At 65.1% G+C, this 26,517-nt stretch carries 29 protein-coding genes and 1 tRNA gene; 18 read left to right on the top strand and 12 right to left on the bottom strand.

Annotated elements, in window-relative coordinates; translation table 11 throughout:
- Nucleotides 1-107: 107 nt before the first annotated feature.
- The 4 genes from CFE35_RS04460 to dxs all read left to right on the top strand — a co-directional run bounded on the left by CFE35_RS04460 (nt 108) and on the right by dxs (nt 3,444).
- Entirely contained in the window at nt 108-236 is a 129-nt protein-coding gene (locus CFE35_RS04460; protein WP_292928342.1) for a hypothetical protein, read from the top strand.
- Nucleotides 233-910 carry a peptide-methionine (S)-S-oxide reductase MsrA gene (gene msrA / locus CFE35_RS04455; protein WP_292928340.1) on the top strand — a complete coding sequence of 226 codons (678 nt, stop codon included), beginning with the start codon at nt 233-235 and terminating at the stop codon, nt 908-910. The genes CFE35_RS04460 and msrA overlap by 4 nt, the downstream gene beginning before the upstream one ends.
- Before the next feature lie 68 nt (nt 911-978).
- Nucleotides 979-1,458, top strand: a complete 480-nt coding sequence (locus CFE35_RS04450) for a transcriptional repressor (protein WP_292928338.1) — start codon at nt 979-981, stop codon at nt 1,456-1,458.
- A 66-nt stretch (nt 1,459-1,524) separates the two neighbouring features.
- A complete protein-coding gene (gene dxs / locus CFE35_RS04445) occupies nt 1,525-3,444 on the top strand; it encodes a 1-deoxy-D-xylulose-5-phosphate synthase (protein ID WP_292928336.1) in 1,920 nt (639 codons plus the stop codon).
- 25 nt (nt 3,445-3,469) lie between these two features.
- Here the strand turns inward: dxs and CFE35_RS04440 are convergent, their stop codons facing one another.
- From CFE35_RS04440 to CFE35_RS04425, 4 genes are read right to left on the bottom strand one after another with little or no spacing between them, the layout of a single operon-like run.
- The gene (locus CFE35_RS04440) at nt 3,470-4,156 is read right to left on the bottom strand and encodes an NnrU family protein (RefSeq protein ID WP_292928334.1); all 687 of its coding nucleotides are present in this window, start codon (nt 4,154-4,156) and stop codon (nt 3,470-3,472) included.
- Between the two features lie 58 nt (nt 4,157-4,214).
- Entirely contained in the window at nt 4,215-5,534 is a 1,320-nt protein-coding gene (locus CFE35_RS04435) for an amidohydrolase family protein (protein ID WP_292928332.1), read from the bottom strand.
- Nucleotides 5,531-6,949, bottom strand: a complete 1,419-nt coding sequence (locus CFE35_RS04430) for an amidohydrolase (protein WP_292928330.1) — start codon at nt 6,947-6,949, stop codon at nt 5,531-5,533. Before CFE35_RS04430 ends, CFE35_RS04435 begins: the two co-directional genes overlap by 4 nt.
- Nucleotides 6,949-8,757 (bottom strand): peptide MFS transporter, encoded by a 1,809-nt coding sequence (locus CFE35_RS04425; RefSeq protein ID WP_292928328.1) that lies wholly within the window; start codon nt 8,755-8,757, stop codon nt 6,949-6,951. The genes CFE35_RS04430 and CFE35_RS04425 overlap by 1 nt, the downstream gene beginning before the upstream one ends.
- A 231-nt stretch (nt 8,758-8,988) precedes the next feature.
- Between CFE35_RS04425 and CFE35_RS04420 the strand changes: the two genes are divergently transcribed.
- The 12 genes from CFE35_RS04420 to CFE35_RS04365 all read left to right on the top strand — a co-directional run bounded on the left by CFE35_RS04420 (nt 8,989) and on the right by CFE35_RS04365 (nt 19,210).
- Nucleotides 8,989-9,351, top strand: a complete 363-nt coding sequence (locus tag CFE35_RS04420; RefSeq protein WP_292928326.1) for a GntR family transcriptional regulator — start codon at nt 8,989-8,991, stop codon at nt 9,349-9,351.
- 180 nt (nt 9,352-9,531) lie between these two features.
- The gene (locus tag CFE35_RS04415; RefSeq protein WP_292928324.1) at nt 9,532-9,813 is read left to right on the top strand and encodes an integration host factor subunit beta; all 282 of its coding nucleotides are present in this window, start codon (nt 9,532-9,534) and stop codon (nt 9,811-9,813) included.
- Nucleotides 9,814-10,002: 189 nt separating this feature from the next.
- Nucleotides 10,003-10,087 (top strand) — tRNA-Leu (locus tag CFE35_RS04410).
- A gap of 183 nt (nt 10,088-10,270) precedes the next feature.
- Nucleotides 10,271-11,329: a calcium-binding protein gene (locus CFE35_RS04405; protein ID WP_292928322.1), complete on the top strand. Its 1,059-nt coding sequence runs from the start codon at nt 10,271-10,273 to the stop codon at nt 11,327-11,329.
- A gap of 27 nt (nt 11,330-11,356) precedes the next feature.
- Nucleotides 11,357-11,833, top strand: a complete 477-nt coding sequence (locus tag CFE35_RS04400) for a TlpA disulfide reductase family protein (protein ID WP_292928320.1) — start codon at nt 11,357-11,359, stop codon at nt 11,831-11,833.
- Between the two features lie 4 nt (nt 11,834-11,837).
- Entirely contained in the window at nt 11,838-12,059 is a 222-nt protein-coding gene (locus CFE35_RS04395; RefSeq protein WP_292928318.1) for a DUF4266 domain-containing protein, read from the top strand.
- Nucleotides 12,050-13,432, top strand: a complete 1,383-nt coding sequence (locus CFE35_RS04390) for a DUF3570 domain-containing protein (RefSeq protein WP_292928317.1) — start codon at nt 12,050-12,052, stop codon at nt 13,430-13,432. The genes CFE35_RS04395 and CFE35_RS04390 overlap by 10 nt, the downstream gene beginning before the upstream one ends.
- Before the next feature lie 46 nt (nt 13,433-13,478).
- Nucleotides 13,479-14,369, top strand: a complete 891-nt coding sequence (locus CFE35_RS04385; RefSeq protein WP_292928316.1) for an FAD:protein FMN transferase — start codon at nt 13,479-13,481, stop codon at nt 14,367-14,369.
- Nucleotides 14,370-14,490: 121 nt separating this feature from the next.
- Nucleotides 14,491-15,174 carry a PilZ domain-containing protein gene (locus CFE35_RS04380; RefSeq protein ID WP_292928315.1) on the top strand — a complete coding sequence of 228 codons (684 nt, stop codon included), beginning with the start codon at nt 14,491-14,493 and terminating at the stop codon, nt 15,172-15,174.
- 114 nt (nt 15,175-15,288) lie between these two features.
- Entirely contained in the window at nt 15,289-16,902 is a 1,614-nt protein-coding gene (locus CFE35_RS04375; protein WP_292928314.1) for an NAD(P)/FAD-dependent oxidoreductase, read from the top strand.
- A gap of 50 nt (nt 16,903-16,952) precedes the next feature.
- The gene (locus CFE35_RS04370; RefSeq protein ID WP_292928313.1) at nt 16,953-17,366 is read left to right on the top strand and encodes a GtrA family protein; all 414 of its coding nucleotides are present in this window, start codon (nt 16,953-16,955) and stop codon (nt 17,364-17,366) included.
- Complete coding sequence (locus tag CFE35_RS04365; RefSeq protein ID WP_292928312.1) at nt 17,366-19,210, top strand: hypothetical protein; 1,845 nt, start codon at nt 17,366-17,368, stop codon at nt 19,208-19,210. Before CFE35_RS04370 ends, CFE35_RS04365 begins: the two co-directional genes overlap by 1 nt.
- Here CFE35_RS04365 and xth read toward each other — a convergent pair.
- From xth to CFE35_RS04350, 3 genes are read right to left on the bottom strand one after another with little or no spacing between them, the layout of a single operon-like run.
- Nucleotides 19,207-19,986: an exodeoxyribonuclease III gene (gene xth / locus CFE35_RS04360; RefSeq protein ID WP_292928857.1), complete on the bottom strand. Its 780-nt coding sequence runs from the start codon at nt 19,984-19,986 to the stop codon at nt 19,207-19,209. The genes CFE35_RS04365 and xth overlap by 4 nt on opposite strands.
- 2 nt (nt 19,987-19,988) lie before the next feature.
- Nucleotides 19,989-20,345: an iron-sulfur cluster assembly accessory protein gene (locus CFE35_RS04355; RefSeq protein WP_292928311.1), complete on the bottom strand. Its 357-nt coding sequence runs from the start codon at nt 20,343-20,345 to the stop codon at nt 19,989-19,991.
- Nucleotides 20,346-20,381: 36 nt separating this feature from the next.
- Nucleotides 20,382-20,813, bottom strand: coding sequence for a CBS domain-containing protein (locus CFE35_RS04350; protein WP_292928310.1), 432 nt, complete (start codon nt 20,811-20,813; stop codon nt 20,382-20,384).
- Nucleotides 20,814-20,937: 124 nt separating this feature from the next.
- Between CFE35_RS04350 and CFE35_RS04345 the strand changes: the two genes are divergently transcribed.
- A complete protein-coding gene (locus CFE35_RS04345; RefSeq protein ID WP_292928309.1) occupies nt 20,938-21,249 on the top strand; it encodes a hypothetical protein in 312 nt (103 codons plus the stop codon).
- Between the two features lie 6 nt (nt 21,250-21,255).
- Here the strand turns inward: CFE35_RS04345 and CFE35_RS04340 are convergent, their stop codons facing one another.
- From CFE35_RS04340 to CFE35_RS04320, 5 genes are all read right to left on the bottom strand, one after another.
- Nucleotides 21,256-21,633 (bottom strand): (2Fe-2S) ferredoxin domain-containing protein, encoded by a 378-nt coding sequence (locus CFE35_RS04340; RefSeq protein ID WP_292928308.1) that lies wholly within the window; start codon nt 21,631-21,633, stop codon nt 21,256-21,258.
- Nucleotides 21,618-22,046, bottom strand: a complete 429-nt coding sequence (locus CFE35_RS04335; RefSeq protein ID WP_292928307.1) for a thioesterase family protein — start codon at nt 22,044-22,046, stop codon at nt 21,618-21,620. Before CFE35_RS04335 ends, CFE35_RS04340 begins: the two co-directional genes overlap by 16 nt.
- A gap of 17 nt (nt 22,047-22,063) precedes the next feature.
- On the bottom strand, nt 22,064-22,585 hold the full coding sequence (locus CFE35_RS04330) for a DUF2497 domain-containing protein (RefSeq protein ID WP_292928306.1): 522 nt from the start codon (nt 22,583-22,585) through the stop codon (nt 22,064-22,066).
- Between the two features lie 75 nt (nt 22,586-22,660).
- On the bottom strand, nt 22,661-24,121 hold the full coding sequence (locus tag CFE35_RS04325) for a TolC family outer membrane protein (protein WP_292928305.1): 1,461 nt from the start codon (nt 24,119-24,121) through the stop codon (nt 22,661-22,663).
- A 5-nt stretch (nt 24,122-24,126) separates the two neighbouring features.
- Nucleotides 24,127-24,732 (bottom strand): protein-L-isoaspartate O-methyltransferase, encoded by a 606-nt coding sequence (locus tag CFE35_RS04320; RefSeq protein ID WP_292928304.1) that lies wholly within the window; start codon nt 24,730-24,732, stop codon nt 24,127-24,129.
- Between the two features lie 217 nt (nt 24,733-24,949).
- On the opposite strand from CFE35_RS04320, the gene CFE35_RS04315 reads away from it, so the two are divergent.
- Entirely contained in the window at nt 24,950-26,473 is a 1,524-nt protein-coding gene (locus CFE35_RS04315) for a fumarate hydratase (protein ID WP_292928303.1), read from the top strand.
- The last annotated feature ends 44 nt before the right edge of the window (nt 26,474-26,517 follow it).

Here is a 26,517-nt window from a genome sequence, read left to right as displayed (position 1 = left end):
GCGGGTTCCCCTGTGCCGTGGTTCACACCCGGTACGGGATCAATGCGATAAGGCTTGTGCCGGAAGGCGGTGCGGCGTTCCGTGCGGCTATGACTGGATGATGCAGAATGACGCTTTTCGGCAAGGATCTCGTTCGCTCGCTAGTGCTGGGCTTTGCGCTTGGTACGGCGGTCATGGCCTTCACGTTCAGCGCGCAGTCCGTGCAGGCAGCTGTTCCGGTCGCGGCGCTGCGATGAACCGCGCACGTTTCCTTGTCGCCGTATTGGCCGCGTCGCTGGCTTCGGCTTGTCTCCAACCGGCCCAGGCCGAAGCGGTGGTGTCCGCGCCCGCAGCTGCCGTGCCGGCGAAGGAGGGCAAAGGCCTCAAGACCGCCGTGTTTGCGGGCGGGTGCTACTGGGGCATGGAAGCGGTGTTCAGCCACGTGAAGGGCGTTTCCAGCGTTGTTTCCGGTTTCGAGGGCGGCAAGCGCAGCGATGCGCAGTATGAGACGGTGAGCACCGGCACGACCGGCCATGCCGAGGCCGTGCGGATCACTTACGATCCGGCTGTGGTGCGGTACGATCAGTTGCTGCAGGTGTTCTTCGGCGTGGCGAGCGATCCGACCGAACTCAATCGCCAAGGCCCCGATACCGGCACGCAGTACCGCAATGCCATCGTCCCGCAGAGCCCCGAACAGGCGCGCGTGACGGGTGAATATCTGGCGCAGCTGCGCAAGCTGAACTTGTGGAAGCGCCCCATCGTGACCGCGATCGAGCCTGATCGCGGGTTCTTTGCGGCCGAGGCCTATCATCAGGATTTCATGCTGAAAAACCCCGATCATGCCTATATCCGTTATTGGGATGTGCCCAAGGTGGCGGCACTGAAGCGGGTGTTCCCGGGGCTGTGGAAGGCAGACTTCACGCGGGGGTGAAGGGGGCAGGCTGAAGCGGGGCCGAAGCGGGTTTGCGCTTGAACCAAAGGCAGCGTATTTCACGAATCATGGCGGGGCATCACAAACATCACGATTTCGAAGGCGAGCTGCTCGTCGATGCAGCGCGCGGCGCGCTTGAAGACGCGGGCGAGCAGTGGACCGACATGCGCAGCGACGTGTTCGAGGCGCTGGTCGCCTGCGAGAAACCCGCGTCCGCTTATGACATCGCCGAAAACGTGGGATCGCGCCGGGGCAAGCGCGTTGCGGCCAACAGCGTTTACCGCATCCTGGACCTGTTCGTGCGCACCAATCTTGCGCGGAGGGTGGAAAGCGCCAACGCCTATGTCGCCAACAGCCATCCCGGTTGCCATCACGATTGCATCTTCCTGATCTGCGATGCCTGCGGGGAGGCGACTCATCTTGATGATGACACGCTGACCGGTGCGCTGCGCGATGCGGCCCACCGCGCGGGCTTCGCGGCCGTGCGTCCGGTGGTCGAGATCCGGGGGCGCTGCGGTGCCTGCGGCACCGAAGCAGGGCAGGCCTGATCCGGTTCGGCATTTTCCGTGCAAGTCGGGTTCGACAGGGCCGATCCTAAGGTGTAAGACGGCTTAATGTCTAATCCGGTTACGCCGCTGCTCGATACGGTCGATACGCCTTACGACCTTCGCAAGCTCCAGCCTTCGCAATTGCGCCAACTCGCCGATGAATTGCGCGAGGAAATGATTGCCACTGTCGGCCAGACCGGCGGGCATCTTGGCTCTGGGCTCGGGGTGGTCGAACTGACCACGGCGATCCACTATGTGTTTGAAACGCCGCGCGATCGGCTGATCTGGGACGTTGGCCATCAGGCCTATCCGCACAAGATCCTCACCGGTCGGCGCAGCCGGATGCGCACGTTGCGGCAGGGCGGCGGGCTCTCGGGCTTCACCAAGCGTAGCGAGAGCGAATACGATCCGTTCGGCACGGCCCATTCCTCCACCTCGATCTCGGCGGCGCTGGGCTTTGCCGTGGCCAACCAGCTGGCGGGCCAGCCGGGCAAGGCCATCGCGGTGATCGGCGATGGTGCGATGAGCGCGGGCATGGCCTACGAGGCGATGAACAACGCCGCAGCCGCGGGCAACCGCCTCATCGTGATCCTCAACGATAACGACATGTCGATCGCGCCGCCGGTGGGTGGGCTTTCGGCCTATCTCGCCCGCCTCGTGTCCTCGCGCCCGTTCCTTGAACTGCGCGAGATGTTCAAGGCCATTTCGCGCCGTCTGCCCGAACCGCTGCACAAGGCCGCGCGCAAGACCGACGAGTTCGCACGCGGCATGGCGATGGGCGGCACCTTGTTCGAAGAGCTGGGCTTCTACTATGTCGGCCCGATTGACGGGCACAATCTCGATCAGCTGATCCCCGTGCTCGAAAACGTGCGCGATGCGCCGGAAGGCCCTTGCCTCGTCCATGTCGTGACGCAGAAGGGCAAGGGCTATGCTCCCGCCGAGAACGCGGCGGACAAGTATCACGGCGTGCAGAAGTTCGACGTGATCACCGGCGAACAGGCCAAGAGCGTGGCTGGCCCACCGAGCTATACCAACGTGTTTGCGCAGGCGCTGATGGCCGAAGCTGCGCGCGACAGCACGGTTTGTGCGATCAACGCGGCGATGCCTTCGGGCACCGGGCTGGACAAGTTTGCCAAGGCCTATCCCGATCGCCACTTCGATGTCGGTATTGCCGAGCAGCACGCGGTGACGTTTGCGGCAGGCCTTGCCGCACAGGGGATGCGCCCGTTCTGCGCGATCTATTCCACCTTCCTCCAGCGCGCCTACGATCAGGTCGTGCATGATGTGGCGATCCAGAACCTGCCCGTGCGCTTCGCGATTGACCGTGCGGGCCTCGTCGGGGCCGATGGCGCGACGCATGCCGGTTCGTTTGACGTGACCTACCTCGCCACGCTGCCCAATCTGGTGGTGATGGCAGCGGCAGACGAGGCGGAGCTGGTCCATATGGTCCACACCGCTGCCCTCCATGACAGCGGGCCCATCGCGTTCCGCTATCCGCGCGGCAATGGCGTGGGCGTGCCACTGCCCGAAGTTCCCCAGCGGCTCGAGATCGGCAAGGGCCGCGTGGTGCGCGAAGGCACCAAGGTGGCGATCCTGTCACTCGGCACGCGGCTGGCCGAGGCGCTCAAGGCGGCGGACATCCTCGATGCCAAGGGCCTTTCGACCACGGTGGCAGACTTGCGCTTTGCCAAGCCGCTGGATGAGGCGCTGATTCGCCGCCTGATGGCTTCGCACGATGTGGTGGTTACGGTGGAGGAAGGCTCGATTGGCGGGCTGGGTGCCCACGTGCTCACCATGGCGAGCGACGAGGGCCTGACCGATGCGGGCTTGCGGATCCGCACGATGCGCCTGCCCGATGTGTTCCAGGATCACGATTCGCCGGACAAGCAGTATGATACGGCTGGTCTGAACGCGCCGCAGATCGTTGATACGGTGCTGAAGGCGCTGCGTCACAACAGCGCAGGGGTTCAGGAAGCGCGCGCCTGATCGGTGTGCGCTGCCGTCTCTTGCGTCAGAGCTGTTCGAGCCAGAGCCAGAGACCGGCGGGCACCAGCGCGAACTTGAGGTGCAGCCAGGTTACCAGCATCCACACCGGTAGCGCGGCAACCCAATAGAACCCGAGGCTGGCGAACGCCGCGGGATTGGGCAGGAACGTGGTGCGCTTCATCCAGGCGCGCCAATCCCGGCCATAGAGCGCCGCCTTCTTGGCATCCTGACCGCGCGATCCAATCACCGCGAGAGCGATGACGCCGCCTGCCAGAATGATACTACGCGGGCTTGGTGCGACGAGGATATGCGACACGCCCCACAGCGTGAAGGCAGACATCATCGGGTGCCGCGTGACCTTGAGGGCGCCATGCGGCAGGCGGGTGGAAAGACCCGAAACATCCGTTCCGGCCAGTGCGGGATTACCGGCAAATGAGGCGAGGAACAGCGCGAGCGCGACCAGCGTGAGCAGCGAGGCGATCACCCACGGCACCAATGCCTGTCCGTCCCACAGTTGCGGACCAGACGGAGCCTTGCCGAACGCGACCACCGCGCCGCTGAACGTGATCAGGGAAACCAGCGAATAGACGCCGAGGAAACCGGAAGGCCCGAATTGGCGCACAAGCGCGGGACGCAAGGGATGCGACATCAACAAATGCGAACCGACAAAGGCAATCATGCCCAAGCCCAGCAGCAATGTAGCAGAGTCCATGATGCCGTTCCCTCCCAGCCATTATAGAACCCGTAGCAAGTTGCGTCAGCAATAATGCCTATTCATATGCCTTGGGCAGCGCTCCTTCATTCGGATGACGGTACCGTTCGCGCAGGCGCGATTGATGGCTTACCAATGATTGCGGCTTACCGTCGATGAAGATTGTAACCGGAGTGGACGTCACCTCCAGTGGATCGCCATCCCAAACTACCACATCGGCAGCAAACCCCGGTTTCAGACTCCCGAAAACTGCACCTTCGCCAAGAATCTCTGCCGGGATGGAAGTAATCGCAGCAAGCGCCTGGCCCCAGCTCAGCCCGGTGGCCCCGGGCACGCGCGAAAGACCGACGAGATTGCCGGCAAACTGCGGTGCATAGCGCGGCTGATCGCCATCGAAGAACCCGCCGAGCGCGACCTTGACCCCGGCGGCGGTCATGCGGCCGACGTTGGATTGGGTGGCGGCCAGCGTTTCGAAACTGCCGGGCAAGTCGGCCAGCGCATTGGCAAACACCGGCACCCGCGCGGCAGCAAGCTCACTCGCCACGCGCCAGCCCTCCGCCGCCCCGACGATCACCAGCCGGAGCGCTGGAAATTCGCGGCCCAACGTGAGTACGGCGCGGATATCGGCGGCTCGCTCGACATGGACGAACAGCGGTTGGCGGCCGGTGACGACCGGGATCAGCGCTGCGGCATCGGTACGGGTGAGCAAGGCATCGCTGGGTTGCCCTCCGCTGCGCCGGGAAAGCTCGCTCGCCTCGCGCAGGGCATTGCGCAGCAGTGCCTGCGCCGCGACGCGGCTGCCGCCAGCAAGGCTGGCCCCGCGTTCACCCAGTTCGACGAACTGGAACGCGCGCGCGTGCACGGTGGCGGGGCCAGTCTGCCCGAGATCCATCACCGCGCCCTGCCCGGCAAAGATCGCGTTGGCCGCGACCGGCGCCAGCCCGGCGCGGGTGACGCCGCCCGCTCGGCTGACGGCCACAGGCGGCGCATCGGGATCGATGGCGACCGAGACGTCGAGGCCAGCGGAAAAGCGTGCGTTCTCTGCCGAGCTGTCGTTGCTTTCATCGACCGCGCCGACGCCGAGCAGGCCAAGGTCGGTCACCGCGCTGACAAGACCGGGGGTGACCCATTTGCCCGTGCCATCGATGATCGGAATGCCTGAAGGGACGGCCACGTCCTTGCCCGCCGCGACGATCCTGCCGCCGCGCACCACCACCGCGCCGCCGGTGATCGGGGCGCTGCCATCGCCGATCGCGATCGTGGCGTTGGTGACCGCGAAATCGCCCGAAGGCAGCGGGGCGGGCGCATCGGCGGCGTGGGCCGAAAGCGTCGTTCCGGCAAGGAACAGGGCTGCGAGAAGGGAAAGGGGGCGGTTCATTTCACGTCTCCCTCACCGGGCAGGCCCAGTTCGAAATCGCTGACGGGACGCCGCTTCGGATCGGCGGAATCGAACAGCAGCGCGCCATCCACCCACACCTTCTCAGGGCGCGAATAGACTGAGAGCGGATTGCCGTTCCACAGCACCGCATCGCCCATCTTGCCCGGCGCAAGGCTGCCGGTCTGCTTGTCGATGCCCAGCGCCGTCGCCGGATTGAGCGTAATCCAGCGGATCACTTGCCCGTCCGATATGTCGATCCCCATGCGCCGCCCCGCCGCGCGCGCCTTGGCCGCTTCCTGGTTCAGGCGCTGGATGCCGTTTGCATCGTCGGAATGGATGATCACGCAGGCCCCCGCATCGGCGAGCAGCGCGGCGTTTTCGGGAATGCCGTCGAACGCTTCCATCTTGAAGCCCCACCAATCGGCCCAGATCGCGGCGCAGATGCCGTTTGCCTTGAGCAGGTCGCCGATCTTGTAAGCCTCCACCGCATGGTGGAAGGCGGTTACCTTGTAGCCGAATTCCTTCGCCATATCGATGACTTGTGCCATCTCGTCGGCGCGGTAGCAGTGGTTCTGGACGAGGATCTTGCCGTCGAGCACATCGGCCATCGTCTCCATCGCGAGATCGCGCTCGTCGAGTTTGCCGTCAGCGCGTTTCTTGCGGTATTCTGCGGCCTTGATCCACTCCTGCCTGTCTACCGCGAGGTTGCCCATGCGGGTGGACGGCATCTGGTTGCGATCCCCGTAGACGCGCTTGGGGTTCTCGCCGCAGGCCATTTTCATGCCATAAGGCGCGCCCGGAAACTTCATGGCCTGCGCGGTGCGGGCATAGACGTTCTTGAGCACGACCGAGCGCCCGCCGATGAGATTGGCCGATCCCGGCAGGATCTGCATCGACGTGACGCCGCCATTGGTGAGCGCGCGCGAAAAGCCCGGATCCTGCGGCCAGACGCTGTGTTCGGCCCAGACTTGCGGGGTGGTGGGCGAAGTCGCCTCGTTGCCGTCCGAATGCGCGGACACGCCGGGGCTGGCGTAGACGCCAAGGTGGCTGTGGATGTCGATCACGCCGGGGGTGACGAACTTGCCCGTCCCGTCGATCCGCTTGTAGCCATCGGGCACAGCCAGCCGCGCATCGCCCACCGCGATGATCTTGCCATCTCGCAGCAGCACGGTGCCGTTCGCGATCTCGCCGCCCGTGCCGTCGAACACCGTTGCGCCGATGATGGCGGTCGGCTCGCCCGGATAGGGCTTGTAGGTCGAGGGGTAGGGGTTTTCCTGCCAGGTTGGAGTGCTGGTGGCCGGCGTCGTCGCGGCGAGCCCGGCGGCAGAGGATGCCAGCAGGGCGATGCCTGCCAGCATGTGCCCCAGACCCTGTGCGGCAGCGCGGCCAAGGATGCGGATCGGATGCATGGCCATCACTTCACACCATGCATCAGGCGCTTGAGCGGCACCGACAGCGCCAGCAGCACGAGGCCGATGCCCATCGACCACAGGCTGATCGTCGTGAACGTGCTGGTGTAGGTTTCGAGGCTGACCTTGAGGTTGGTGACCTCGCCGCCGACCGTTTCCACGCTGGCATTGCCCGCGATGATCCCCGCCACATACTGGGCAAAGGCGATCGAGAGGAACCACGTGCCCATCATCAGGCCGACGATGCGCGCGATCGAAAGCTTGGTGACCATCGAAAGGCCCACCGGCGAAATGCAAAGTTCGGCCATCGAATGGATCAGGTAAAGCCCGGCGAGCCACCACAGGCCGACCTTGTAGTCCGCTCCGGCGAACTGCGTGCCCCAGACGAGGAACAGGAAGCCTGCGCCGACGCCGACCAGCGCGATGCCGAACTTCACCGGGATCCCCGGCTCGATCCCGCGCTTCGCCAGCGTGCCCCACAGCATCGAGAACAGCGGCGCGAGCGCGACGATGAAGAAGGCATTGAAGAACTGCGTCTGCCCGGCGGTGATCGAAAACAGGCCGAACACGCTCATGTCGGTGTTGCGATCGGCAAACAGCGTGAGCGAAGACCCGGCCTGCTCGAACAGCGACCAGAACACGGTGTTGAAGGTGATCAGCACCATCGCGGCCACCATCATCTGGAATTCGCGCCGATCACCGTTGAAGAACGACCAGATCAGGATGCCCGGGACGGCCGCCACGAACGTGGCGAACATGATCTTGCCCATGATCGGCAGGCTCATGATGTAGCCCAGAATGCCGCTGCCTGCGGGCGGCTTCACATAGGCCATGAGGTTGGCAAACAGCAGGTAGGCGAGCGGGATGGCCGCAATCGCGCCGAGATAGACCAGCATGTCACGCGAGGCGCTCGCCCCGGCGGGCCGTTCGCCATAGCCATCGAGCTTGCCGCCATCGAACTGGAACAGCAGCCACGAAACCGCCATGCCCGCCGCCGCGAGCGCAAATCCTGCCCACCAGCCGAGCCCGCCCCATGAACCCATGCCGACCGCCAGCAGCGGGCACAGGATCTGTGAAAACAGCGAGCCGAGGTTGATGCCCATGTAGAAGATGGTGAAACCCGCATCGCGCCGCCGGTCGCCTTGCTCATAGAGCTCGCCGACGATGGTCGAGATATTGGGCTTGAAGAAGCCGTTGCCGACCGTGACGAATGCCAGGCCGGTGATGAGCAGGAACGTGTAGAGCGGATTGCGTTCCCCGCCGGGTTCGAAGCCGCCTGCCGGGATGTGGCGTGCCTCGCTGCCATCGGCGCGCAGCAGCGAGACGGTCTTGTCCTCGTTGCCCTTGATGCGCAGCGTGGCACCCGCATCGGTGACATACTGGCGGCGTTCCTCGCCGCTGCCTTCCACCGTCACTTCATAACGGGTGCCCTCGATCGTGGCGAAGGGCTTTGCCGCGCCGCCCGTGCTGGAGAAGCACAGCACGACATAGCCCAGGCTCATCAGGATCGCGCCGAACTTGACCGAACGCTTGGAGCCGAGGAACCGGTCCGCCATGAGGCCGCCGATCAGCGGCGTGAGATAGACCAGCGCGGTGAACCCGCCGTAGAGACCGGTGGTGGTGGTATCGCTGAACAGGAAATGCTGCGCGAGATAGAGCGTGAGCAGCGCCCGCATGCCGTAGTAGCCGAACCGCTCCATCGCCTCGGTGGTGAACAGCCGTGCCAGCTGCGCCGGATGGCCGAACCACACGGCATTGCGCTTTTGTCCCTCGTGCGGCTCGGCAGGTGCGGCGGCCCCAAGCGGATCTGTCATGGCGTGAACGTGCTCCCCAAACGCTTTTTGTGCAGGATTTGCAGCCATGATTAGCGTCTAACCGCGCCTTGGGAAGGCTGTTCCCGCAGTTTCATTGGCGTTTCAGTGGGCAAGGCGGTTTCGTGCGCAAGGCGGGGTGGTTGGTGCTGCGGGTTGTCCCGTGCCAGACGGTTCGCGAAACTTTGTTGCGCCGGATTGCGTGCCTCGCTGTATTATGGCACTGCATCACTTATGGTGTCTCCTAACCCATCTTCCAGCCGCCCCGTCTATCTCAAGCTGCGGGACCAGATTGCAGCTGCGATTCTGGACGGAACGTTCGCCGAAGGGGCCATGTTGCCATCGGTGCGGGCCTATGCCGCGGCGGAAGGCGCCAATCCGCTCACGGTGGCCAAGGCTTACCAGCAGTTTCAGGACGAAGGCCTTGTGCAAGTGCAGCGCGGGGTCGGCATGTTCGTCGCGCCCGGCGCAGCCGAAGCACTGCGCGCGCGGGAACGCGAGGCCTTCCTACGGCACGAATGGCCCGAGATCACCGAGCGTATGCGGCGGCTGCACCTTGATCCGGCGCGCCTGCTGGGGGTGCCCGGGCGGGCCTGAGCCGCTGCCTTGCGCAAGGCCTTTCCGTCTAACGATTGATAAGTTGCCGCGCAGCCAATGCTCTGGCACTATTGCATTACTCCAGCGGACCGGGACTCGCCCGGACGGAGTGCTGCCGGCAGCGCGGTCCAAACCCAAAGGGTGCCCGTGCTCGTCAGTGGTCAAGTAGGGGGGATGCGGATGATCCGATCCGAATTGTTGCAGGAGCTCTCGAAGCAGAGCCCTGGTATGCGCGGCGAAGAGATCGAGCGCGTGGTCGATGTGTTCTTTGACGAGATCGCCAAGCGCCTCGCTGAAGGTGGCCGGGTGGAACTGCGCGGCTTCGGTGCGTTTTCCACGCGTGAGCGTGATGCGCGCAAGGGCCGCAACCCGCGGACCGGTGATGCGGTCGAGGTCCCCGGCAAGCGCGTGCCCTATTTCAAGCCCGGCAAGGATATGCGCCTCCGGCTCAATACCGACTAGGCGGGCCAAGGAAACGCGGCGGGCAAGGCGGCTGATCGCCCGCCCTCACCTATTCATCCGATCCGTTCTGCGATCAGGCTCGGCGTCCGCCGGGCGTTGCCGTGCGTGCGGCTCTGTGCCATCGGCGTGAGATTGCACCGCGCTCTCGCTGACCTTCTTGGGGCCAGTTGGGGCCTCGGTTCACCATGTGCGGACGTGGCGGAATGGTAGACGCAGGGGACTTAAAATCCCTTGAGCTCAGCTCGTGCGGGTTCGAGTCCCGCCGTCCGTACCAGATGGCCGGCCAGTATCGGCCCTTTGCAGGGAAAGGCCCAGACCATCGCGGGTTCGCTCGGCTCGCCGCGAAGCATGCTCTGCCGGACGCAACCGGATCCGGTTAGCAAAAGGTAAGGATACCTGTTCCGCAGCGGTTAATGTACGCGGAGCAAGGCAGCGCAAGGCTGGAGGGAGTTGGACCATGGCGGTCATCAAGGGCACGATCAATGCCGATACGCTGAACGGGACGGCTGAGCCCGACCAGATTACCGGACTTGCCGGGGCCGACACCCTCAAGGGACTGGGTGGCAACGACACGCTCGACGGCGGGACTGGCGACGACCAGATGTATGGCGGCGCCGGCGATGACACCTTTCTGGTCGATTCCACAGGCGACAAGCTGTTCGAACTGACGGGCGAAGGCATCGACCTCGTCAAGGCCAGTGTCAGCTTCTCCCTCGCCGCTTTTATCGAGAACCTCGCGCTTCAGGGCACAGCCGCAATCAACGGCGCCGGCAATTCAGCCGCCAACAGATTGACCGGCAACGGCGCGGCCAATGTGCTCAAAGGGCTGGGCGGCAACGACTTGCTGGATGGCGGGGCCGGGGGCGATACGATGTATGGCGGCACGGATAACGACACATACATTGTCGATTCCACTGCAGACAAGGTCATCGAACTGACCGGCGAAGGCACCGACCTCGTCCAGTCCAGCATATCCTTCACCCTCGGCGCCAATGTCGAGAAGCTCCTCCTGACAGGTTCGGGCGGGAACACCGGTATCGGCAACACGCTTGGCAATGCGCTCACCGGCAATGGAGCGAACAACACGCTCAAGGGCTTGGCGGGCAATGACGTGCTGGTGGGCGGCGCGGGCAATGACGTGTTGGTGGGAGGCACCGGCATGGACACCATGACCGGCGGCACCGGTAACGACAAGTTTGCGTTCGACGACGGCGATTTTGCCAGCAAAACCTCAATCGGGGCGGATGTGATTGTCGACTTCACCGCAGGCGACAAGATCGACCTCGGCCTTGTTGATGCTGTCAGTTCGTCCACCCCCTACAACCAGCCGGGCGATCAGTCGTTTGTCTTCGTCGGCCACAACCGCTTCATGAACGAGATGGGCCGCCAGCTGCGCTATGACGTGGTCGGCGGGAATACTTACGTCTATGGAAACGTTAATGGGGATACGACCGCCGATTTCTGTATCAAGATACTGGGTAGTCATACGCTGACATCCAGCGATTTCGTTCTTTAAACTGCGCGCAGGAGGCGCATCGCCGTGATGACTGGATCAGATACATTGTCGCGGCGCGCCGTTCTGGGCGGGATGACTGGCGCGGCAGCCGCGGCAATGCTCCACACCCCTGCCATGGCTGCGGTTTCGCTCGATCTCGCGAAGTATCGCGGCAAGGTCGTCTATGTCGATTTCTGGGCCTCGTGGTGCGGGCCTTGCAAGCTCTCGTTCCCGTTCATGCAGCAGCTTGCCGGGCGCTATCCCGCCAATGATCTGGCGGTTATCACCGTGAACGTCGATCGCCAGCGCGCGGCAGCAGACCGCTTCATGCAGCAGGTCCGCTCCAACCTCCCCGTAATCTATGACGCGGCGGGCGATCTGGCGCAGACGTGGAAAGTGGCCGATATGCCGACTTCGCTGGTGTTCGACCGCAAGGGCACGATGCGGTTTCGCCATCAGGGCTTCTTCCCGGGCAAAGTGCGCGAATACGATGGGCATATCGCCCAGCTTGTGCGCGAGGGCTGAGGCGGTGCGGGGGGCTCGGCTTGCCATCCTCGCGGCGGCGCTCCCGCTGCTTGGTGCCTGCACGCATATCGGTGCTCAACCTTGGCAGCGTGATGTGCTGGCGCGCAAATCGATGCAGCTCGGCCGCGAGCCTGCGATCATGGCCTTCGACGAACACACGTATTTCAGCAAGGAAGCCGCCTCGGGCGGGCGCAGCTTCGATGGCGGGGGCTGCGGGTGCAATTGAGCCGGGGTGGGCTTGCCGCGACACTGGGCGTGCTGGCGGGCACGCTGCTGGGATCCGCGCCTGCCGCCGCGCAGGTCGAGGCTGCGCCCATTCCCACGACCGCCGCGCCCAATGCCTATGACCAGACCGCGAGCGAAGTGGGCACCATCGTCGCGGACACTGCGCTGCTGATCTATCAGGAAGACGATGACCGCGTCCGCGCGGTGGAAACCACTGCCGCGCTCACCTGGAACACGCCCGGCGGCATGGTCCTCTCGGGCAAGTTCACCTATGATTCGCTGACGGGTGCTACGCCCAACGGCGCGGTCCGTTCGCGTTTTCCCCAAAGCTTCTTTCCGCCGCGCCAGCCGCGCCCCATCGGCATGGCTGCCGCAGCGGGGGAGCTGGGTACCAATCCCGATTCGCACACCGGCGCATCCGGGCGCTACACCATCGCGCCGAACCAGCTACCGGTGGACAAGGGCTTCAAGGACAACCGCAAGGCCTATGATCTTGGCGTGACGCTGCCGCTGGCCAGCGGGCTGAAGCTCAGCGTGGGCGGCGCGGCGTCCTATGAAACGGATTTCACGTCCTATTCGGCGCGCGCTTCGCTCGCCAAGGACTTGTGGAACAAGAACACCACGCTTTCGCTGGGCATCAATTACGAGCACGACACCGTGCGGCCCTTCACCGGCGTCCCGCGCGCGCTTTCGTTCATGGGGGACGAGTTTGTCGGCGCGGCGCGCAAGAAGTGGATCACCAGTGTTGTGGCGGGGGTCACGCAAGTGATCTCGCCGAGCTGGCTGGTCCAGCTCAACTACAGCTATGGCGATAGCCGGGGCTATCACACCGATCCCTACAAGCTGTTCAGCCTGATCGACAGTGCAACGGGCGATCCCTTCTACACGATCTATGAAAATCGGCCCCGGCGGCGGACACGCAACAGCGTCTACGCCGCCACCAAGTTCGCACTGGGTTCGGCGGTCACCGATGCTTCGGTGCGCTGGTATCACGATAGCTGGGGCATCACCGCGATGACTTATGCCGTGTCGGAACATGCGCCGGTGGGGCGCGTCGGTTATGTCGAACCCGGCTTGCGGTTCTATCGGCAGACTGCGGCGCGTTTCTTTGCGCCATTCCTCGGCATCGACGTGCCGACGCCAGCCTTTCTCAGCGCCGATAGTCGCCTTTCCCGGTTCCGGGCGTGGACCTTCTCGCTCAAGGCCGGAGCGCATATTACGCAGCGCCTGGAAATATATGGCGCGGCGGAGCGTTATCTGCAGGAAGGCCAGCGTTTCGATCGCACCGCGCCGGGAGTGCTGGCGCGGACCGATCTGTTCGCAGGCTCGCGTTCGACCAGCCTGATCAGCGGGCTGCGCTATACGTGGCGCTAGGCTGGCGGGCGCTGAGGCCCTGCGCTTGCGGGAAAGTGGAATAGCAATGGCCAAGCCGATCAAGCCCGCCGGAGTGCACAAGCACCGTTTCACCGCGATGGGCACGCCCTGCGAGGTCCAGATCGAATCGCGTGACAGCCGGCTGGCCGGCCAGCTCGCCCGGATCGGCGAAGCGGAAGCGCGGCGTATCGAGGAAAAGTACACCCGCTACAAGCCGACCGGCGTGGTCTGGGCGATCAACAATGCGGGCGGCAAGCCAGTCGAGGTGGATGAAGAAACCGCCGGGCTGATCGACTATGCCGCGCAAGTCCATGCGCTGAGCGGGGGCCGCTTCGATGTGACATCGGGCGTGCTGCGGCGGGCGTGGAAGTTCGACGGATCGGACCGCGTGCCGGAGCCTGAGCAAGTTTCCGCGCTGATGCCACTGATCGGCTGGGGCAAGGTTACGTGGGAGCGTCCGCACCTTAGCCTGCCGCCGGGCATGGAGATCGACCTAGGCGGAATCTGCAAGGAATACGCGGTCGACCGCGCGGCGATGGCGATCATGGCCGCGAGTGAAGGTGGGGCCGATTGCCCTGCCCTCGTCAATTTCGGCGGCGATCTGCGCACCACGCGCGCCAAGTCCGCTGGACGCTGGGCCGTGGCCATCGAATCGCTCGATCCGGCCAAGAGCTCTGGCGGACTGCTGCAAATCGGCGAAGGCGCGATTGCCACGAGCGGCGACGCCAAGCGCTTCCTGCTGAAGGGCGGCAAGCGGTACAGCCATATCCTCGATCCGCGCACCGGCTGGCCGGTGGAAGGTCCGCCGCGCTCGGTCACCGTGGCCGCGCGCACGTGCGTGCAGGCCGGGACGCTTTCCACCCTGGCCATGTTGCTCGGCCCGGAAGCGGAAGCGTTCCTCAAGGCGGAGAAAGCCGAAGCCTGGGTGCTCTGGTAACCGGTGCGGCCTTACCCCGGAGTAACTTCATCTCAAGGATCAGTGGGTTACAAGGGGGTTCGCACAGCAGAGCCGTGCTCCCTGCCGGAATGGTCCGGCGGGCGGCACGAGGGGATCAGGTTTGGCACAGGAATGGCAGCTGCCGGGAGATTCCGGGCAGGACAGGACGGATGCGCCAACCGGTGCGGAACTGCGTGCCGCCCCGCGCTATGCGCTGCTGATCCGCACCGCCAAGATCATCGCAGACGGCCGCGAGTTTCTCTGCATCATCCGCGATGTTTCCGCGACCGGTCTCAAGATCCGGCTGTTTTCCGCGTTGCCGCATGCGCGCGAACTGGCAGTCGAAATGGTTACCGGGGCTCGCTATCCGGTCGATCTGGTCTGGCAGGCAGACGACCATGCCGGCCTGCGGTTCCATCAGGACATGGACGTCCAGCGCCTGCTCGATGAAAGCATGGGCCCTTTCCCCAAGCGGCAGGTCAGGCTCCAGATCGCCGTCAGCGGCGTGCTTCATTCCGGTGGTGAGGCCGTGCCGGTGATCTTCCGCAATCTTTCGCAGCAAGGTGCGCGCGTGGAATGTCACAAATGGCTGCTGATGAACGAGCTGGTGCGCATCGAAACCGGCGTCACCCCGCCGCTCTATGCCAAAGTCCGGTGGCGCAGCCAGCCCAGCTATGGCCTGATCTTCGAGCGCACGTTCAAGCTTGATGAACTGGCGCGGATTTCGGCGCCGTTGCAGTTTGCCGAAGCCCTGCAAGACCACACCCGGGGCGAGGACGATCAGGCCGCTCAGCGCCCGATCTGAACCCACCTGCCGCAGTAGGCGTTTTCGCTGATCCCTTTCGCCGCGTTAACCATCCCTTAGCCATTTTCGTTCACTTCCGTTGCCAAGGCATGAACGCATCAGCGGGAGCAAACGATGGGTAACGGTTTCACAGGCGTGCACGGGGACAGCAGCGAGTACGACGTCGATGTCGCCATCATCGGCGCTGGCCCGGCTGGGCTGACCGCGGGCTACCTCCTGTCGAAGCAGGGCCTCAAGGTCGCGATCATCGAGAAGGACACGCGCTATGTCGGCGGCATCAGCCGCACGGTGGAGCACGAGGGCTACCGCTTCGACATCGGCGGCCACCGCTTCTTCTCGAAGTCGCAGCAGGTGGTCGATCTGTGGAACGAGATCCTGCCGGACGACTTCATCCAGCGTCCGCGCATGAGCCGCATCTACTACGAGGGCAAGTTCTACTCGTATCCGCTGCGCGCGTTCGAGGCGCTCAGCAACCTCGGCATCTGGCGCTCCACCACCTGCATGGTGAGCTACGGCCTGTCCAAGCTCTTCCCGATCAAGGAGGTGAAGAGCTTCGAGGACTGGACCAGCAACCAGTTCGGCAAGAAACTCTATTCGATCTTCTTCAAGACCTACACCGAGAAGGTGTGGGGCATGCCCTGCAACGAAATGAGCGCCGATTGGGCCGCGCAGCGCATCAAGGGCCTCTCGCTCGGCGCCGCGGTGTTCGATGGCCTCAAGCGCAGCCTCGGGCTCAACAAGCGCCCGAACGACGGCATGCAGACCAAGACCCTGCTCGAAACCTTCCGCTATCCGCGCCAGGGCCCCGGCATGATGTGGGAAGCCGCGCGCGACAAGATCGTGGCAGCCGGCAATCATGTGCTCATGGGGCATGCGATGAAGCAGCTTGCCAGCGACGGCCAGGGCGGCTGGCGCCTTGCAGCGACCCGCGCCGATGATGGCGGCGAGACGGTGATCCGCGCCCGCCATGCGATCAGCTCGGCCCCGATGCGTGAACTGGCCGCGCGCCTTCACCCGCTGCCGCAATCGACGCTGGAGGCGAGCCGCCTGCGCTATCGCGACTTCCTCACCGTGGCGCTCAAGATTCAAAGCGAGGACTTGTTCCCGGACAACTGGATCTACATCCACGACAGCAAGGTCCGCGTCGGCCGGGTGCAGAACTTCCGCTCGTGGTCGCCGGAAATGGTGCCCGATGATAGCGTTGCCTGCGTCGGCCTCGAATACTTCTGCTTCGAAGGCGATGACCTCTGGGCTTCGAGCGACGAGGAGCTGATCAAGCTCGCGACCAAGGAAATGGACATCCTCGGCCTCGTCGATCCCGCCAAGGTGATCGGCGGCGCGGTCGTCCGTCAGGAAAAGGCCTATCCGGTCTATGACGATGAATACGCCGCCAACGTTGCCGCGATGCGCGCCGAACTGGAAGCCAGCCATCCGACGCTGCACCTTGTCGGCCGCAACGGCATGCACCGCTACAACAACCAGGATCACGCGATGATGACAGCGATGCTCACGGTCGAGAACATCCTCGCCGGGCACCGCGTCTACGACATCTGGTGCGTGAACGAGGACGCCGAGTACCACGAGGCTGGCGACGAGGGCGCGCAGAACACGCTGCCCGCGCGTCCGGTCAGCGAGGATCAGGCCGCCGCGCTCGCTTCGGTGCGCGATGTGCCGACCCGCATCGTTGATGCCGAAGCCGCCAAGGGAGGGGATCGGGCTGCGGCCTGATCGGGACGCACCCACTCCGTCCGTGATGCTCCGCTAGACAGGATCAGGCTGTGACCGTGCTCGATATCACTCCGATCAATCGCCTCCGGCAGATCGTGCTGGTGCGCTATATCCTCGCCAGCGTGGGTGCGCTGGCGGTGGATATGGGCACGTTCCTTGCCCTGCTCTCCGCCGGGGTTCCGCCCGTCGCTGCCTCGGCCATCGGCTATGCCATCGGCATCGCGGTCCACTGGATCCTCTCCAGCCGCAAGGTCTTTGCCGATCAGGTTGCCGAAAGCGGCATCGCGCGGACCAGGCAGAAGGCGATGTTCGTCATCTCTGCGCTCATCGGACTCGGCGTCACCACCCTGATCGTCGGCGGGGCGAGCGCTGCCGGGCTTGATCCGCGCATCGCCAAGCTCTGCGCCATCGTCGTCAGCTTTGCCGTCACCTGGCTGCTGCGCCAGCGCGTGGTTTTCCGCTGATGGCCACGCTCTATGCCGCGGGCAGTGCTGCCCAGCCGCAGACCGCGGCGGTCACCGATCCCGCCAAGGGCCCGCACTGGCGCGTGCTGATCACGTGGGCGCTGCTGGCCGTCACGATGGTTCTCGTGAACTTCAAGCTGATCGCGGCACTGCGCTTCACCGATCCCGATGATGCGCTGCGCCTGCTGCAAGTGCGCGATCTGCTGGCCGGGCAATCGTGGTTCGATGTACACCAATACCGGATCGCCGCGCCCGAAGGCGTGGCGATGCACTGGTCGCGGCTGGTCGATCTGCCGATTGCCGGCATGATCCTGCTGCTGCGCCCGCTGCTCGGTACGGCCGGGGCGGAATTCATCACCGTGATTGCCGTGCCGCTGCTCACCCTGCTGTGCGGCATGGCGCTGCTGGGCCGCCTCGCAGCGCGTTGGTTCAACGATGAAGTCGTCGCGCTTTCGTGCCTGATGATCGGCCTTTCGCCGCCGATCCTGTGCCAGTTCACGCCGATGCGCATCGATCATCACGGCTGGCAGATCGTGCTCGCGCTCGTCGCGCTGAGCGGACTGCATGCCCGCGATGCGCTGAAGGGCGGCGCGGTCATCGGCGTGGCGCTCGCCGCACTCATGTCGATTTCGATCGAAGGCCTGCCGCTGACCGCGCTGTTCCTCGGGCTCTGCGCCTTGCGCGGCTTGCGCGCGCCCGCCAGCCGGTTTGATTGGCTGTTTGCCGCCACGCTCGGCCTTGCAGGCGGCAGCATCGCGATCTTCCTTGGCACGCGCGGCACCTATGATCTTGCCACGCACTGCGACGCCATCTCGCCGGTCCACCTTGCGCTGTTTGCATGGGTCGCGGCAGGGGCGGCGGCGCTGCGCTTTGCCACCCCGCGCACGCTGGCTGGCCAGATTGCCGGGCTTGGCGTCATTGGCGCCGGGGCTGTGGCTATCATGTTCGGCGTCGCGCCCGAATGCCGGGGCGGCGCGTTCGTGATGCTTGATCCGCTGGTCAAGCGCTACTGGTACGATTCGGTGGCCGAGGGCATGCCCTTCTGGCACACGACAGCCCCCATGGCGGCCGCGATTGTCGCCGGGCCGCTGCTCGGGCTCTACGGCGTGTTTCGCCTGTGGCGCGAGGCGAAGGATGCGCCCACGCGGCTGCTCTGGCTCGATCACATGCTGCTGCTCGCCGGTGCCTGGCTGATCGGCATGGCCGTGGCGCGCGCCTCCGCAACTGCGCTGGTCTTTGCTGCCGTGCCCTCTGCCACGCTGATCCTCGGCTGGGTCTACCACTTGCGCAGCGTGCCGATCCTGCCCCGCCTTGGCGGCTATGCGCTGGTCGTCTCGCTGCTCGCGCCCGGCCTGCCGGTCGTCATGGTGATGGGTGCGGTCAGCCCAGTTTCGGCAAATGCCAGTGCTGGGCAGACAGTAAAGTCTGTCGCCGGGATCAATGTCGGCGCGATGAGCATTTCGAAATGCCGCTACGACGTTGCCGGTGCCGCGCTCAACAAGCTGCCCGCGACCGACATTTTCGCACCGCTCGATATCGGGCCAGACCTGATCGTGAAATCACACGACCGCGTCGTCGCCACCGGCCACCACCGCGGGGCTTCGGGGATGCACGATGTGATCGCCGCGTTCATGGCCCCGCCGGAGGAAGCCCACGCGCTGGTGCGCAAGCGCCACGCCACGCTGATCGCGGTGTGCCCGGATATCTACGAGCCTGCGGTCTATGCCGCGCGCGCGCCCAAGGGCCTGATGGCGCAATTGCTCAACGGCAAGGCGCCCGCGTGGCTTGAGCCGGTGGACATTGCCCCCGGCTCGCACATCCGCTTCTGGAAAGTGTTGAACTAAGACGGTTCCTTCAGCGTGACCCACACGGGCGCGTGGTCGCTCGCCTTCTCACGCCCGCGATAGGCTTTGTCGACGCCCGCGCCGACCAGCCGGTCCGCCAGTTCGGGCGAAAGCAGCGCGTGATCGATGCGGAAGCCGTGATCGCGCGGCCATGCTCCGGCCTGATAGTCCCAAAAGGTCCATAGCCCGCCGCGCGGATGGTGCAGATCGAGCGCGTCGGTCCAGCCATCGTTGAGGAGCCGCCGATAGGCATCGCGCGATTCGGGCTGCATCAGCGCGTCACTGGCCATCGCGCGGGTGTCCCACACGTCCTTGTCCTCGGGGATCACGTTGTAATCGCCGATCACCAGCGCGGGGACTTCCTCGGCCGCGATGTCGCGCATCCGCGCGCGCAGGCGCTCCATCCAGCGCAGCTTGTAGTCAAACTTGGGTCCGGGCTGCGGATTGCCGTTGGGCAGATAGATGCACACCACCCGCAAGCCGAACACATCGGCCTCAAGATAGCGCGAATGCTCGTCCTCCGGCTCTCCGGCCAGCCCGCGCTGCACTTCTATCGGGGTGGTGCCGTCGGCCAGGATGGCGACGCCGTTGAAGCCCTTCTGCCCGTGCCAGATCGCGTGATAGCCGATCTTCTCAAACTCGGCTGCGGGGAAGTCTGCGTCCTGCGTCTTGATTTCCTGCAGGCAGGCGACGCTGGGGCGTGTTTCCTCCAGCCATTCGAGCAGGCGGGGGAGGCGGGCCTTGATTCCGTTGATGTTGAACGAGGCGACCTTGATCGTCACACCGAAAAGCTCGCGCCGCAGCCGCAGCCCGAAGCCGCTTGCGGATTGGTGACGCGGAAGGCCGCGCCGCCGAGCGATTCGACGTATTCCACCGTCGCACCCGCGATCAGATCGAGGCTCATCGCATCGACCAGCAGGCGCACGCCGTCGGTTTCGGAGACGAGGTCGTCCGCTTCCGGCTCGCCGCCCATCTCGAACTTGTATTGAAAGCCCGAACATCCGCCGCCTTCCACCGCGAGGCGCAGCACGGCGGGGCGGTTCTGCTTGGCGGCAATCGCAGCGATGCGGGCCGCCGCGCTGGGAGCGAGCGTGACACCGGCGGCAAGCGCGGGTTCATGGGTGAGCGTGGTCATGAGCCCAAGATAGGACGCCGCGACCAGATGCTCAAGCTATGCAGTCTGAATGTATTCCCGCAGTGCTTCCGCTTCCGCTTCGATGCGGTCGATCCGGAACTTCACCAGATCGCCGATGGAGACGAAGCCGACCATCGTGCCCTTGTCGATCACCGGTAGATGGCGAATCCGCCGCCGGGTCATCAGCGCCAGCGCCTCCAGTGCGCTTTGCTCTGGCGAGACCGAGATGACCGGCGCGGTCATCACATCGCGCACGCGCATCTGCAGCGCGGCGGCACCATGGATCTTGAGGGCATAGAGCACATCGCGTTCGGAAAAGATCCCGGCCACCGCGTTTCCGGCATCGGTCACAGGCAGCGCACCGATCCGGCGCGTGGCGAGTGTATCAACGGCGTTGGCAACGAGATCGTCGGCGTGGCAGTGCCAGACTTCTCCGGAACGGCCGGCGATCATCAGGGCGATCGACATGGCATCCTCCTTAGCTGTTTTCGCGGCAAGTCGTTCCAATGCTTGCCGATTCGTCGATCATGCCACCAAAGGGCAGGCGGGGAAAGCAATTGCCTTGCGCGGACGCACAGCGCATGCACTGGCTATGGCAAACCCCGTCCGCCCCTCTCCGCTCGATGATCCGGACTATGCGCAGTTTGCGTGGGGCCGTTATTTCCGGCTGCTGCGCTGGATGGGCCTGCTGACCCTCGTCGTGATCGCGGCGGCGGTCTGGTATCTCTATTCGGCGTTGGGCCTCGTTTCGATCCACCTCTACATCGCGGCGATGCTGGGCATCGGTTTCACGATGATGCTGATGGCCGCGCTGATGGGGCTCGTGTTCCTCTCAAGCGGGACGGGGCACGACGAAGCGGTCGACAACGGCCTCGAACAGCACATCGATCACTGGTGGAAGTAGGGCAGGTTATTCCGGCGGAGTGAGCCGGTAGTCCTCCACCGGAACGCCGCCGATCACGTGTTCCTGGATGATCCGTTCCAGCACCGCTGGCGTGCAGGAATGATACCAGACGTTGTCCGGATAAACGAGCGCCACCGGCCCCGCCGCGCAGACGCGCAGGCAGCCGACCTTGTTGCGCAGCACGCCTTGCGGCCCGCCCAGCTTGAGTTCACCCAGCCGCCGCTTGAGAAAGTTCCAGCTTTCATCGCCGGCTTCGCGCGGGGCGCACTTGTCCTTGTCCGGCCCGGCGCAGAGCAGGATGTGGCGCTGCGGGGCAAATCCGCCCAGACCCGCGACCGCCTGCCGCGCCAGCGTCAATTCGTCAGGTTTCACCGGATCAGCCATGCATCAAGCCTTTCGCGCAAGGCGGGGTCGATCGGCTGGGGCCGTTCGCCATCGGTGAACACGATCGTGACATGCGCGGTCGCCACCGGGCGGCCATCCTGCAGCAGCAATTGCCGCAGGCTCCAGCTGCTGCGCCCGCCGGGGAGCACGCCTACCCGGCATTCCAGCCCTGCGGGGTAATAAGCCTGCGCCAGATAGTCGATGTTGACGTTGGCCACCATGAAGCGCGCGCCGTCCGTGTTGCGAGGCATGCCCACGGCCGTGATGAAGCGCAGGCGGGCATCCTCGAACACAGCAGCCATCGCCACGTTGTTGATGTGCCCGTTGGGATCGAGATCGGCAAACCGCGTGGTCACGGTGTTGCCGAAGGGATAGCGCGCAGGATCGAGCAGCGCGGGATCAGGTCTGGCCATGAGAGCGGGCTTGCTGCCTAGCCCTTCTTGCCGACGATCCGGGCGATTTCGGCCGCTACGAGCTTTTCGACCATCGGCGGCAGATTGCGATCGAGCCATTCGGCCAGCTGCGGGCGCAGCATATCGCGCACCAGCGCTTCGAGCGACGTTTCGCCGGAGCGGACGATCTGCGGCGCAGCGCCGGGGGCCGAAAGCATGGCGAGGGCAGCCAGCGAATCACGCATCGACGTGGCCGCTTCCTCCGCCAGCAGCGGCGCGTCGTCGTCCTCGTCGTCATCGGATGCGGCGGGTGCAGCGCGGTCTTCGTTCAGGATCTGTGCGGCCACTTCGGTAAGATCGAGCACATCCGCCGGGAAGGAGGCCGGGCGGCTTTCCTGCCGCGGGGCCGGGCGCGCGATAACACGGGTCGGGGTGACAGCTTCTGCCGCCACTTCACGCCGACTGCGTTCGCGCGCAGCATCGGCGCGGTTGTCGCGCGCGATCACCTTCTTGATCGATTCGAGAATTTCCTCGACCGAAGGTTCCGAAGCCTGACGCATGCGTATCCCCAACAAATCAATCGACTGGACCAACCGGCCTGACCGAATCAGGCACCCCCGGCGGGCCCTGTACCATTAAGGAACAGTTTGTGCAGGGATTGTTGCCGTTTGAGCCGGAGTGTCAACCGTGCGGGTGGCCTTAGGCGGGGACGGCGCATCGAGCGCCCAATCGAACACGCGGCCTCGCACGCGGCGATAGTTCGCCTCCGGATCATAGAGCGTGGCGGGATCGAAGCCGAGGTCATCGGCCTGCGCGCGGCCCATCGCGGCCAGCAGATTGAACGACGCGACATAGGCATTGCGCCGCGCCGCCACGAGGCCGACTTGCGCGCGCAGCAGTTCCTGCTCGGCATCGAGGATGTTGAGGATCGTCCGGTTGCCCACGGTGTTTTCCGCGCGCACGCCTTCAAGGCTGAGCGCGGCGGCATCGACGGCGGTCTGGTTGAGCGTGATCACGTCACTCGCCGCGCGCCACTGGGTGTAGGCCGAGCGGACATTGGCGATGACCTGCCGTTCAGCGCTGATTTCCTGCTCCTGCGCGGCGCTGGCATTGGCCTGAGCCTGACGCTGGCGCGCAGCGGGAAGCCCGCCTTGAAACAGCGGGATCGTGGCGCGGACACCGGCCTGCGCGGTTGTCTGGCTCTGGGCGAAGCCAGTGCCGCCAGCGCCGCCGCCCAGCGACCCGAAATAGGTTGAGTAATCGCCCGACGTATAGAGCGAGACCGTCGGCAAACGCCCGGCACCGGCGGCCTTGGCATCATAGCCGGCAGCCTTGGCGCGCTGGTGCGCCGCGGCGAGGTCCGGGTTGCTGTCGAGCGCGATCTGCACCGCTTCCTCAGGGCTTGCCGGGAGCCCGGCCAGTGGCGGCGGCGGCTGAAGGTCGTCCGGCGCCTTGCCGACGATCTGCACATAGCGTTCGCGGCTGGCGACAAGCGCGGCCTCTGCGCTGCGCAGATCGGCGCGGGCAAGGGCGAGGCGCGAGTTCGATTGCGCGACGTCGGTGCGCGTCACGTCGCCGATCTCGAAGCGGTCGCTGGTGGCCTTGAGGTTGACCTCTAGAACCGACACGTTGTTGCGGGTGAGGCCAACCGTCGCGGTGTCGCGGATCACGTCCATATAGGCGGCAACGACCTGGCTGAACACGCCCGCTTCCGTGCCGCGCAGGCCTGCCTGCCCGGCCTCGACGCGGACCTTGGCGGCGGCGAGCGAATTCTTCACCGCCCCGCCCGAGAAGATCGGCACGGAGAGAGTCGGATCGGCGGAAAACACGCGCTTGGGCGCGAGGAAGTTGTTCGGCCCCTGCTTGAGGAATTCGGTGTAGGTCGCCGTACCCGAAAGGCTGGGCAGGCCCGGCGCGCGGGCAATCGGCACGCCTTCGTCTGTCGCGCGCTGGGTAGCGCGTGCGGCGGCAAGGTCTGGATTGGTGGCATAAGCGGCCGCGAGCGCGCCTTGCAGGTCGTCGGCGCGAACCGGGGCCGTGGCTGCAGCAACGGCGAGCGCGGCCAGCGCAGACCCGGCGCGGAGGACGCGCAGCATGATGCTCAGAAGCTCCACTTCGGCTTGGCCGCAAAGGCGGCGAGCGGGGCGAAATCGGCTTCGGCCAGAACGGTCAGCGCCAGCGCGCCGTTCACCTTGCGGCCGAGCGCGAGGCGCGTGACGCCGCGTTCCACGACGCCGGTGACGAGACGGCCATCGGCTGCGATCACCTCGGCAAGCGCGGCGGGCAGTTCTTCGATCGCACCGTCCACCAGCACCAGCGCATGTTCGCCTGCCTTGGCCCAATCGCCCGATGCGGCGACCAGCGTGACGTTGGCGGCCAGCTTTCCGGCCAGCGCGGCGAGGTATCCGCCGGGATTGCCGATCACCAGCACGGTGTCGGCGCTGGTCGGCTCGGCTGCGGTGAGCATCTGGCCATAGGTGAGGGCGGGCGACAGCACCGCGCCTTCGCCCAATGCGACCGCGCGGTCCGCATAGGCCACTGCACGGCGCGCCTCGGGCACGAAGTCTTCGCGCGGCACGGCAAGGAATGCGGCAAGAATGGCCGCATCGTTGACTCCGCTCACGCGCAGTTGGCTATCGATCATCGCGCGGCGGGCACCTTCGGTCTCGATGCTGGCAACTTGGGCGCGTTCTTCCACTACCGTCATGAAATCCCTCATTCGCGGGGCCGGAGTGCCTTGCCGGGCAAACCGGCGCAATCCGGACCATGGGCTGCCCGTCCATGGGCAACCAAGTTCTCGCAAGCCCTTAGAATATCGTCTCGGGTGCGCCAAGCGCTTTGCATGACGCTGGTCGATGGCTAAACGGCAGTTCATCGAAATTGGCCTGCAGGGCGCGGGCCTGAACCAGCGGAAGGAACCAGCGATGGCAGAGATGACGACGATCCGGGAGGAAGACCTCATCGAGAGCGTGGCCGATGCGCTGCAATACATCAGCTACTTCCACCCGATGGACTACATCCGCGCGCTGGGCGAAGCCTACAAGGCCGAACAAGGCCCCGCCGCGAAGGACGCCATCGCCCAGATCCTGACCAACAGCCGCATGTGCGCCGAAGGGCACCGGCCGATCTGCCAGGATACCGGCATTGTCAACGTGTTCATCCAGTGGGGCCAGGATTGCCGGCTGGAAAGCGACAAGAGCTTGCAGGATGTGGTCGATGAAGGCGTGCGCCGCGCCTATCTCGATCCCGAAAACAAGCTGCGCGCCTCGGTGCTGGCCGATCCCGCCTTCACCCGCCGCAACACCAAAGACAACACGCCCTGCGTTCTCCATGTCGAGATGGTCAAGGGCAGCAAGGTCTCGGTCGATGTCGCGGCCAAGGGCGGCGGCAGCGAGAACAAGTCGAAGTTCAAGATGATGAACCCCAGCGATTCGATTGTCGATTGGGTGCTGGAAATGCTGCCGCAGATGGGCGCGGGCTGGTGCCCGCCGGGCATGCTCGGCATCGGCATCGGCGGCACGGCGGAACACTGCGTGCTGCTGGCCAAAAAGGCGCTGATGGAGCCGATCGACATGGCCCAGCTGAAGCTGCGCGGGCCCCAGAACGATATCGAGGCGCTGCGGATCGAGATTTTCGACAAGGTCAATGCGCTCGGCATCGGTGCACAAGGGCTTGGCGGGCTTTCGACCATCCTCGACGTGAAGATCATGGACGCGCCGTGCCATGCGGCGGGCAAGCCGGTCGGCATGATCCCCAATTGCGCCGCCACGCGCCACGCGCACTTCACGCTCGATGGCTCCGGCCCGGCCTTCCTCGAAGCGCCCAAGCTGGATGAATGGCCCGATGTGCACTGGACGCCCGATGCGGCGGCCAAGCGCGTCAACCTCGATACGCTGACGGCGGAAGAGGTGCAGAGCTGGAAGCAGGGCGACCGCCTGCTGCTCAACGGCCGGATGCTGACGGGCCGCGATGCCGCGCACAAGCGCATTGCCGACATGCTGGCCAAGGGCGAGGAGCTGCCGGTCGATTTCAAGGGCCGCGTGATCTACTATGTCGGCCCGGTCGATCCGGTGCGCGAGGAAGTCGTTGGCCCGGCTGGCCCGACCACCGCCACCCGCATGGACAAGTTCTCCGATACCATGCTGAACCTCGGCCTGCTCGCCTCGGTCGGCAAGGCGGAGCGCGGGGTGGCGGCGACGGAATCCATCGCCAAGCACAAGTCGGCGTACCTGATGGCTGTGGGCGGCGCGGCCTATCTCGTCAGCCGGGCGATCAAGCAATCGAAAGTCGTGGGCTTTGCCGATCTCGGCATGGAGGCGATCTACGAATTCACCGTGGAAGACATGCCGGTGACGGTCGCGGTCGATTCGACCGGGCAGAACGTCCACCAGCTCGCTCCGCTGGTGTGGAAGAAGAAGATCGCGGAGGAAGGGCTTCTGCCAGCCTGATCCATCGACCAACGGCCAACCGGGTTCGACCACCCGGCTGGCGT

It is taken from the genome of Novosphingobium sp. PASSN1 (assembly GCF_002278815.1).
This window is presented reverse-complemented; position numbering and strand designations above follow the sequence as displayed.

Excerpts from the sequence above, each read along its gene's own strand:
- CFE35_RS04460 (WP_292928342.1), top strand. The coding sequence starts at position 108 with ATGACGCTTTTCGGCAAGGATCTCGTTCGCTCGCTAGTGCTGGGCTTT.
- msrA (WP_292928340.1), top strand. The coding sequence starts at position 233 with ATGAACCGCGCACGTTTCCTTGTCGCCGTATTGGCCGCGTCGCTGGCT.
- CFE35_RS04450 (WP_292928338.1), top strand. The coding sequence starts at position 979 with ATGGCGGGGCATCACAAACATCACGATTTCGAAGGCGAGCTGCTCGTC.
- dxs (WP_292928336.1), top strand. The coding sequence starts at position 1,525 with ATGTCTAATCCGGTTACGCCGCTGCTCGATACGGTCGATACGCCTTAC.
- CFE35_RS04440 (WP_292928334.1), bottom strand. The coding sequence starts at position 4,156 with ATGGACTCTGCTACATTGCTGCTGGGCTTGGGCATGATTGCCTTTGTC.
- CFE35_RS04435 (WP_292928332.1), bottom strand. The coding sequence starts at position 5,534 with ATGAACCGCCCCCTTTCCCTTCTCGCAGCCCTGTTCCTTGCCGGAACG.
- CFE35_RS04430 (WP_292928330.1), bottom strand. The coding sequence starts at position 6,949 with ATGGCCATGCATCCGATCCGCATCCTTGGCCGCGCTGCCGCACAGGGT.
- CFE35_RS04425 (WP_292928328.1), bottom strand. The coding sequence starts at position 8,757 with ATGACAGATCCGCTTGGGGCCGCCGCACCTGCCGAGCCGCACGAGGGA.
- CFE35_RS04420 (WP_292928326.1), top strand. The coding sequence starts at position 8,989 with ATGGTGTCTCCTAACCCATCTTCCAGCCGCCCCGTCTATCTCAAGCTG.
- CFE35_RS04415 (WP_292928324.1), top strand. The coding sequence starts at position 9,532 with ATGATCCGATCCGAATTGTTGCAGGAGCTCTCGAAGCAGAGCCCTGGT.
- CFE35_RS04405 (WP_292928322.1), top strand. The coding sequence starts at position 10,271 with ATGGCGGTCATCAAGGGCACGATCAATGCCGATACGCTGAACGGGACG.
- CFE35_RS04400 (WP_292928320.1), top strand. The coding sequence starts at position 11,357 with ATGACTGGATCAGATACATTGTCGCGGCGCGCCGTTCTGGGCGGGATG.
- CFE35_RS04385 (WP_292928316.1), top strand. The coding sequence starts at position 13,479 with ATGGCCAAGCCGATCAAGCCCGCCGGAGTGCACAAGCACCGTTTCACC.
- CFE35_RS04375 (WP_292928314.1), top strand. The coding sequence starts at position 15,289 with ATGGGTAACGGTTTCACAGGCGTGCACGGGGACAGCAGCGAGTACGAC.
- CFE35_RS04365 (WP_292928312.1), top strand. The coding sequence starts at position 17,366 with ATGGCCACGCTCTATGCCGCGGGCAGTGCTGCCCAGCCGCAGACCGCG.
- CFE35_RS04355 (WP_292928311.1), bottom strand. The coding sequence starts at position 20,345 with ATGACCACGCTCACCCATGAACCCGCGCTTGCCGCCGGTGTCACGCTC.
- CFE35_RS04350 (WP_292928310.1), bottom strand. The coding sequence starts at position 20,813 with ATGTCGATCGCCCTGATGATCGCCGGCCGTTCCGGAGAAGTCTGGCAC.
- CFE35_RS04345 (WP_292928309.1), top strand. The coding sequence starts at position 20,938 with ATGGCAAACCCCGTCCGCCCCTCTCCGCTCGATGATCCGGACTATGCG.
- CFE35_RS04340 (WP_292928308.1), bottom strand. The coding sequence starts at position 21,633 with ATGGCTGATCCGGTGAAACCTGACGAATTGACGCTGGCGCGGCAGGCG.
- CFE35_RS04335 (WP_292928307.1), bottom strand. The coding sequence starts at position 22,046 with ATGGCCAGACCTGATCCCGCGCTGCTCGATCCTGCGCGCTATCCCTTC.
- CFE35_RS04330 (WP_292928306.1), bottom strand. The coding sequence starts at position 22,585 with ATGCGTCAGGCTTCGGAACCTTCGGTCGAGGAAATTCTCGAATCGATC.
- CFE35_RS04325 (WP_292928305.1), bottom strand. The coding sequence starts at position 24,121 with ATGCTGCGCGTCCTCCGCGCCGGGTCTGCGCTGGCCGCGCTCGCCGTT.
- CFE35_RS04320 (WP_292928304.1), bottom strand. The coding sequence starts at position 24,732 with ATGACGGTAGTGGAAGAACGCGCCCAAGTTGCCAGCATCGAGACCGAA.
- CFE35_RS04315 (WP_292928303.1), top strand. The coding sequence starts at position 24,950 with ATGGCAGAGATGACGACGATCCGGGAGGAAGACCTCATCGAGAGCGTG.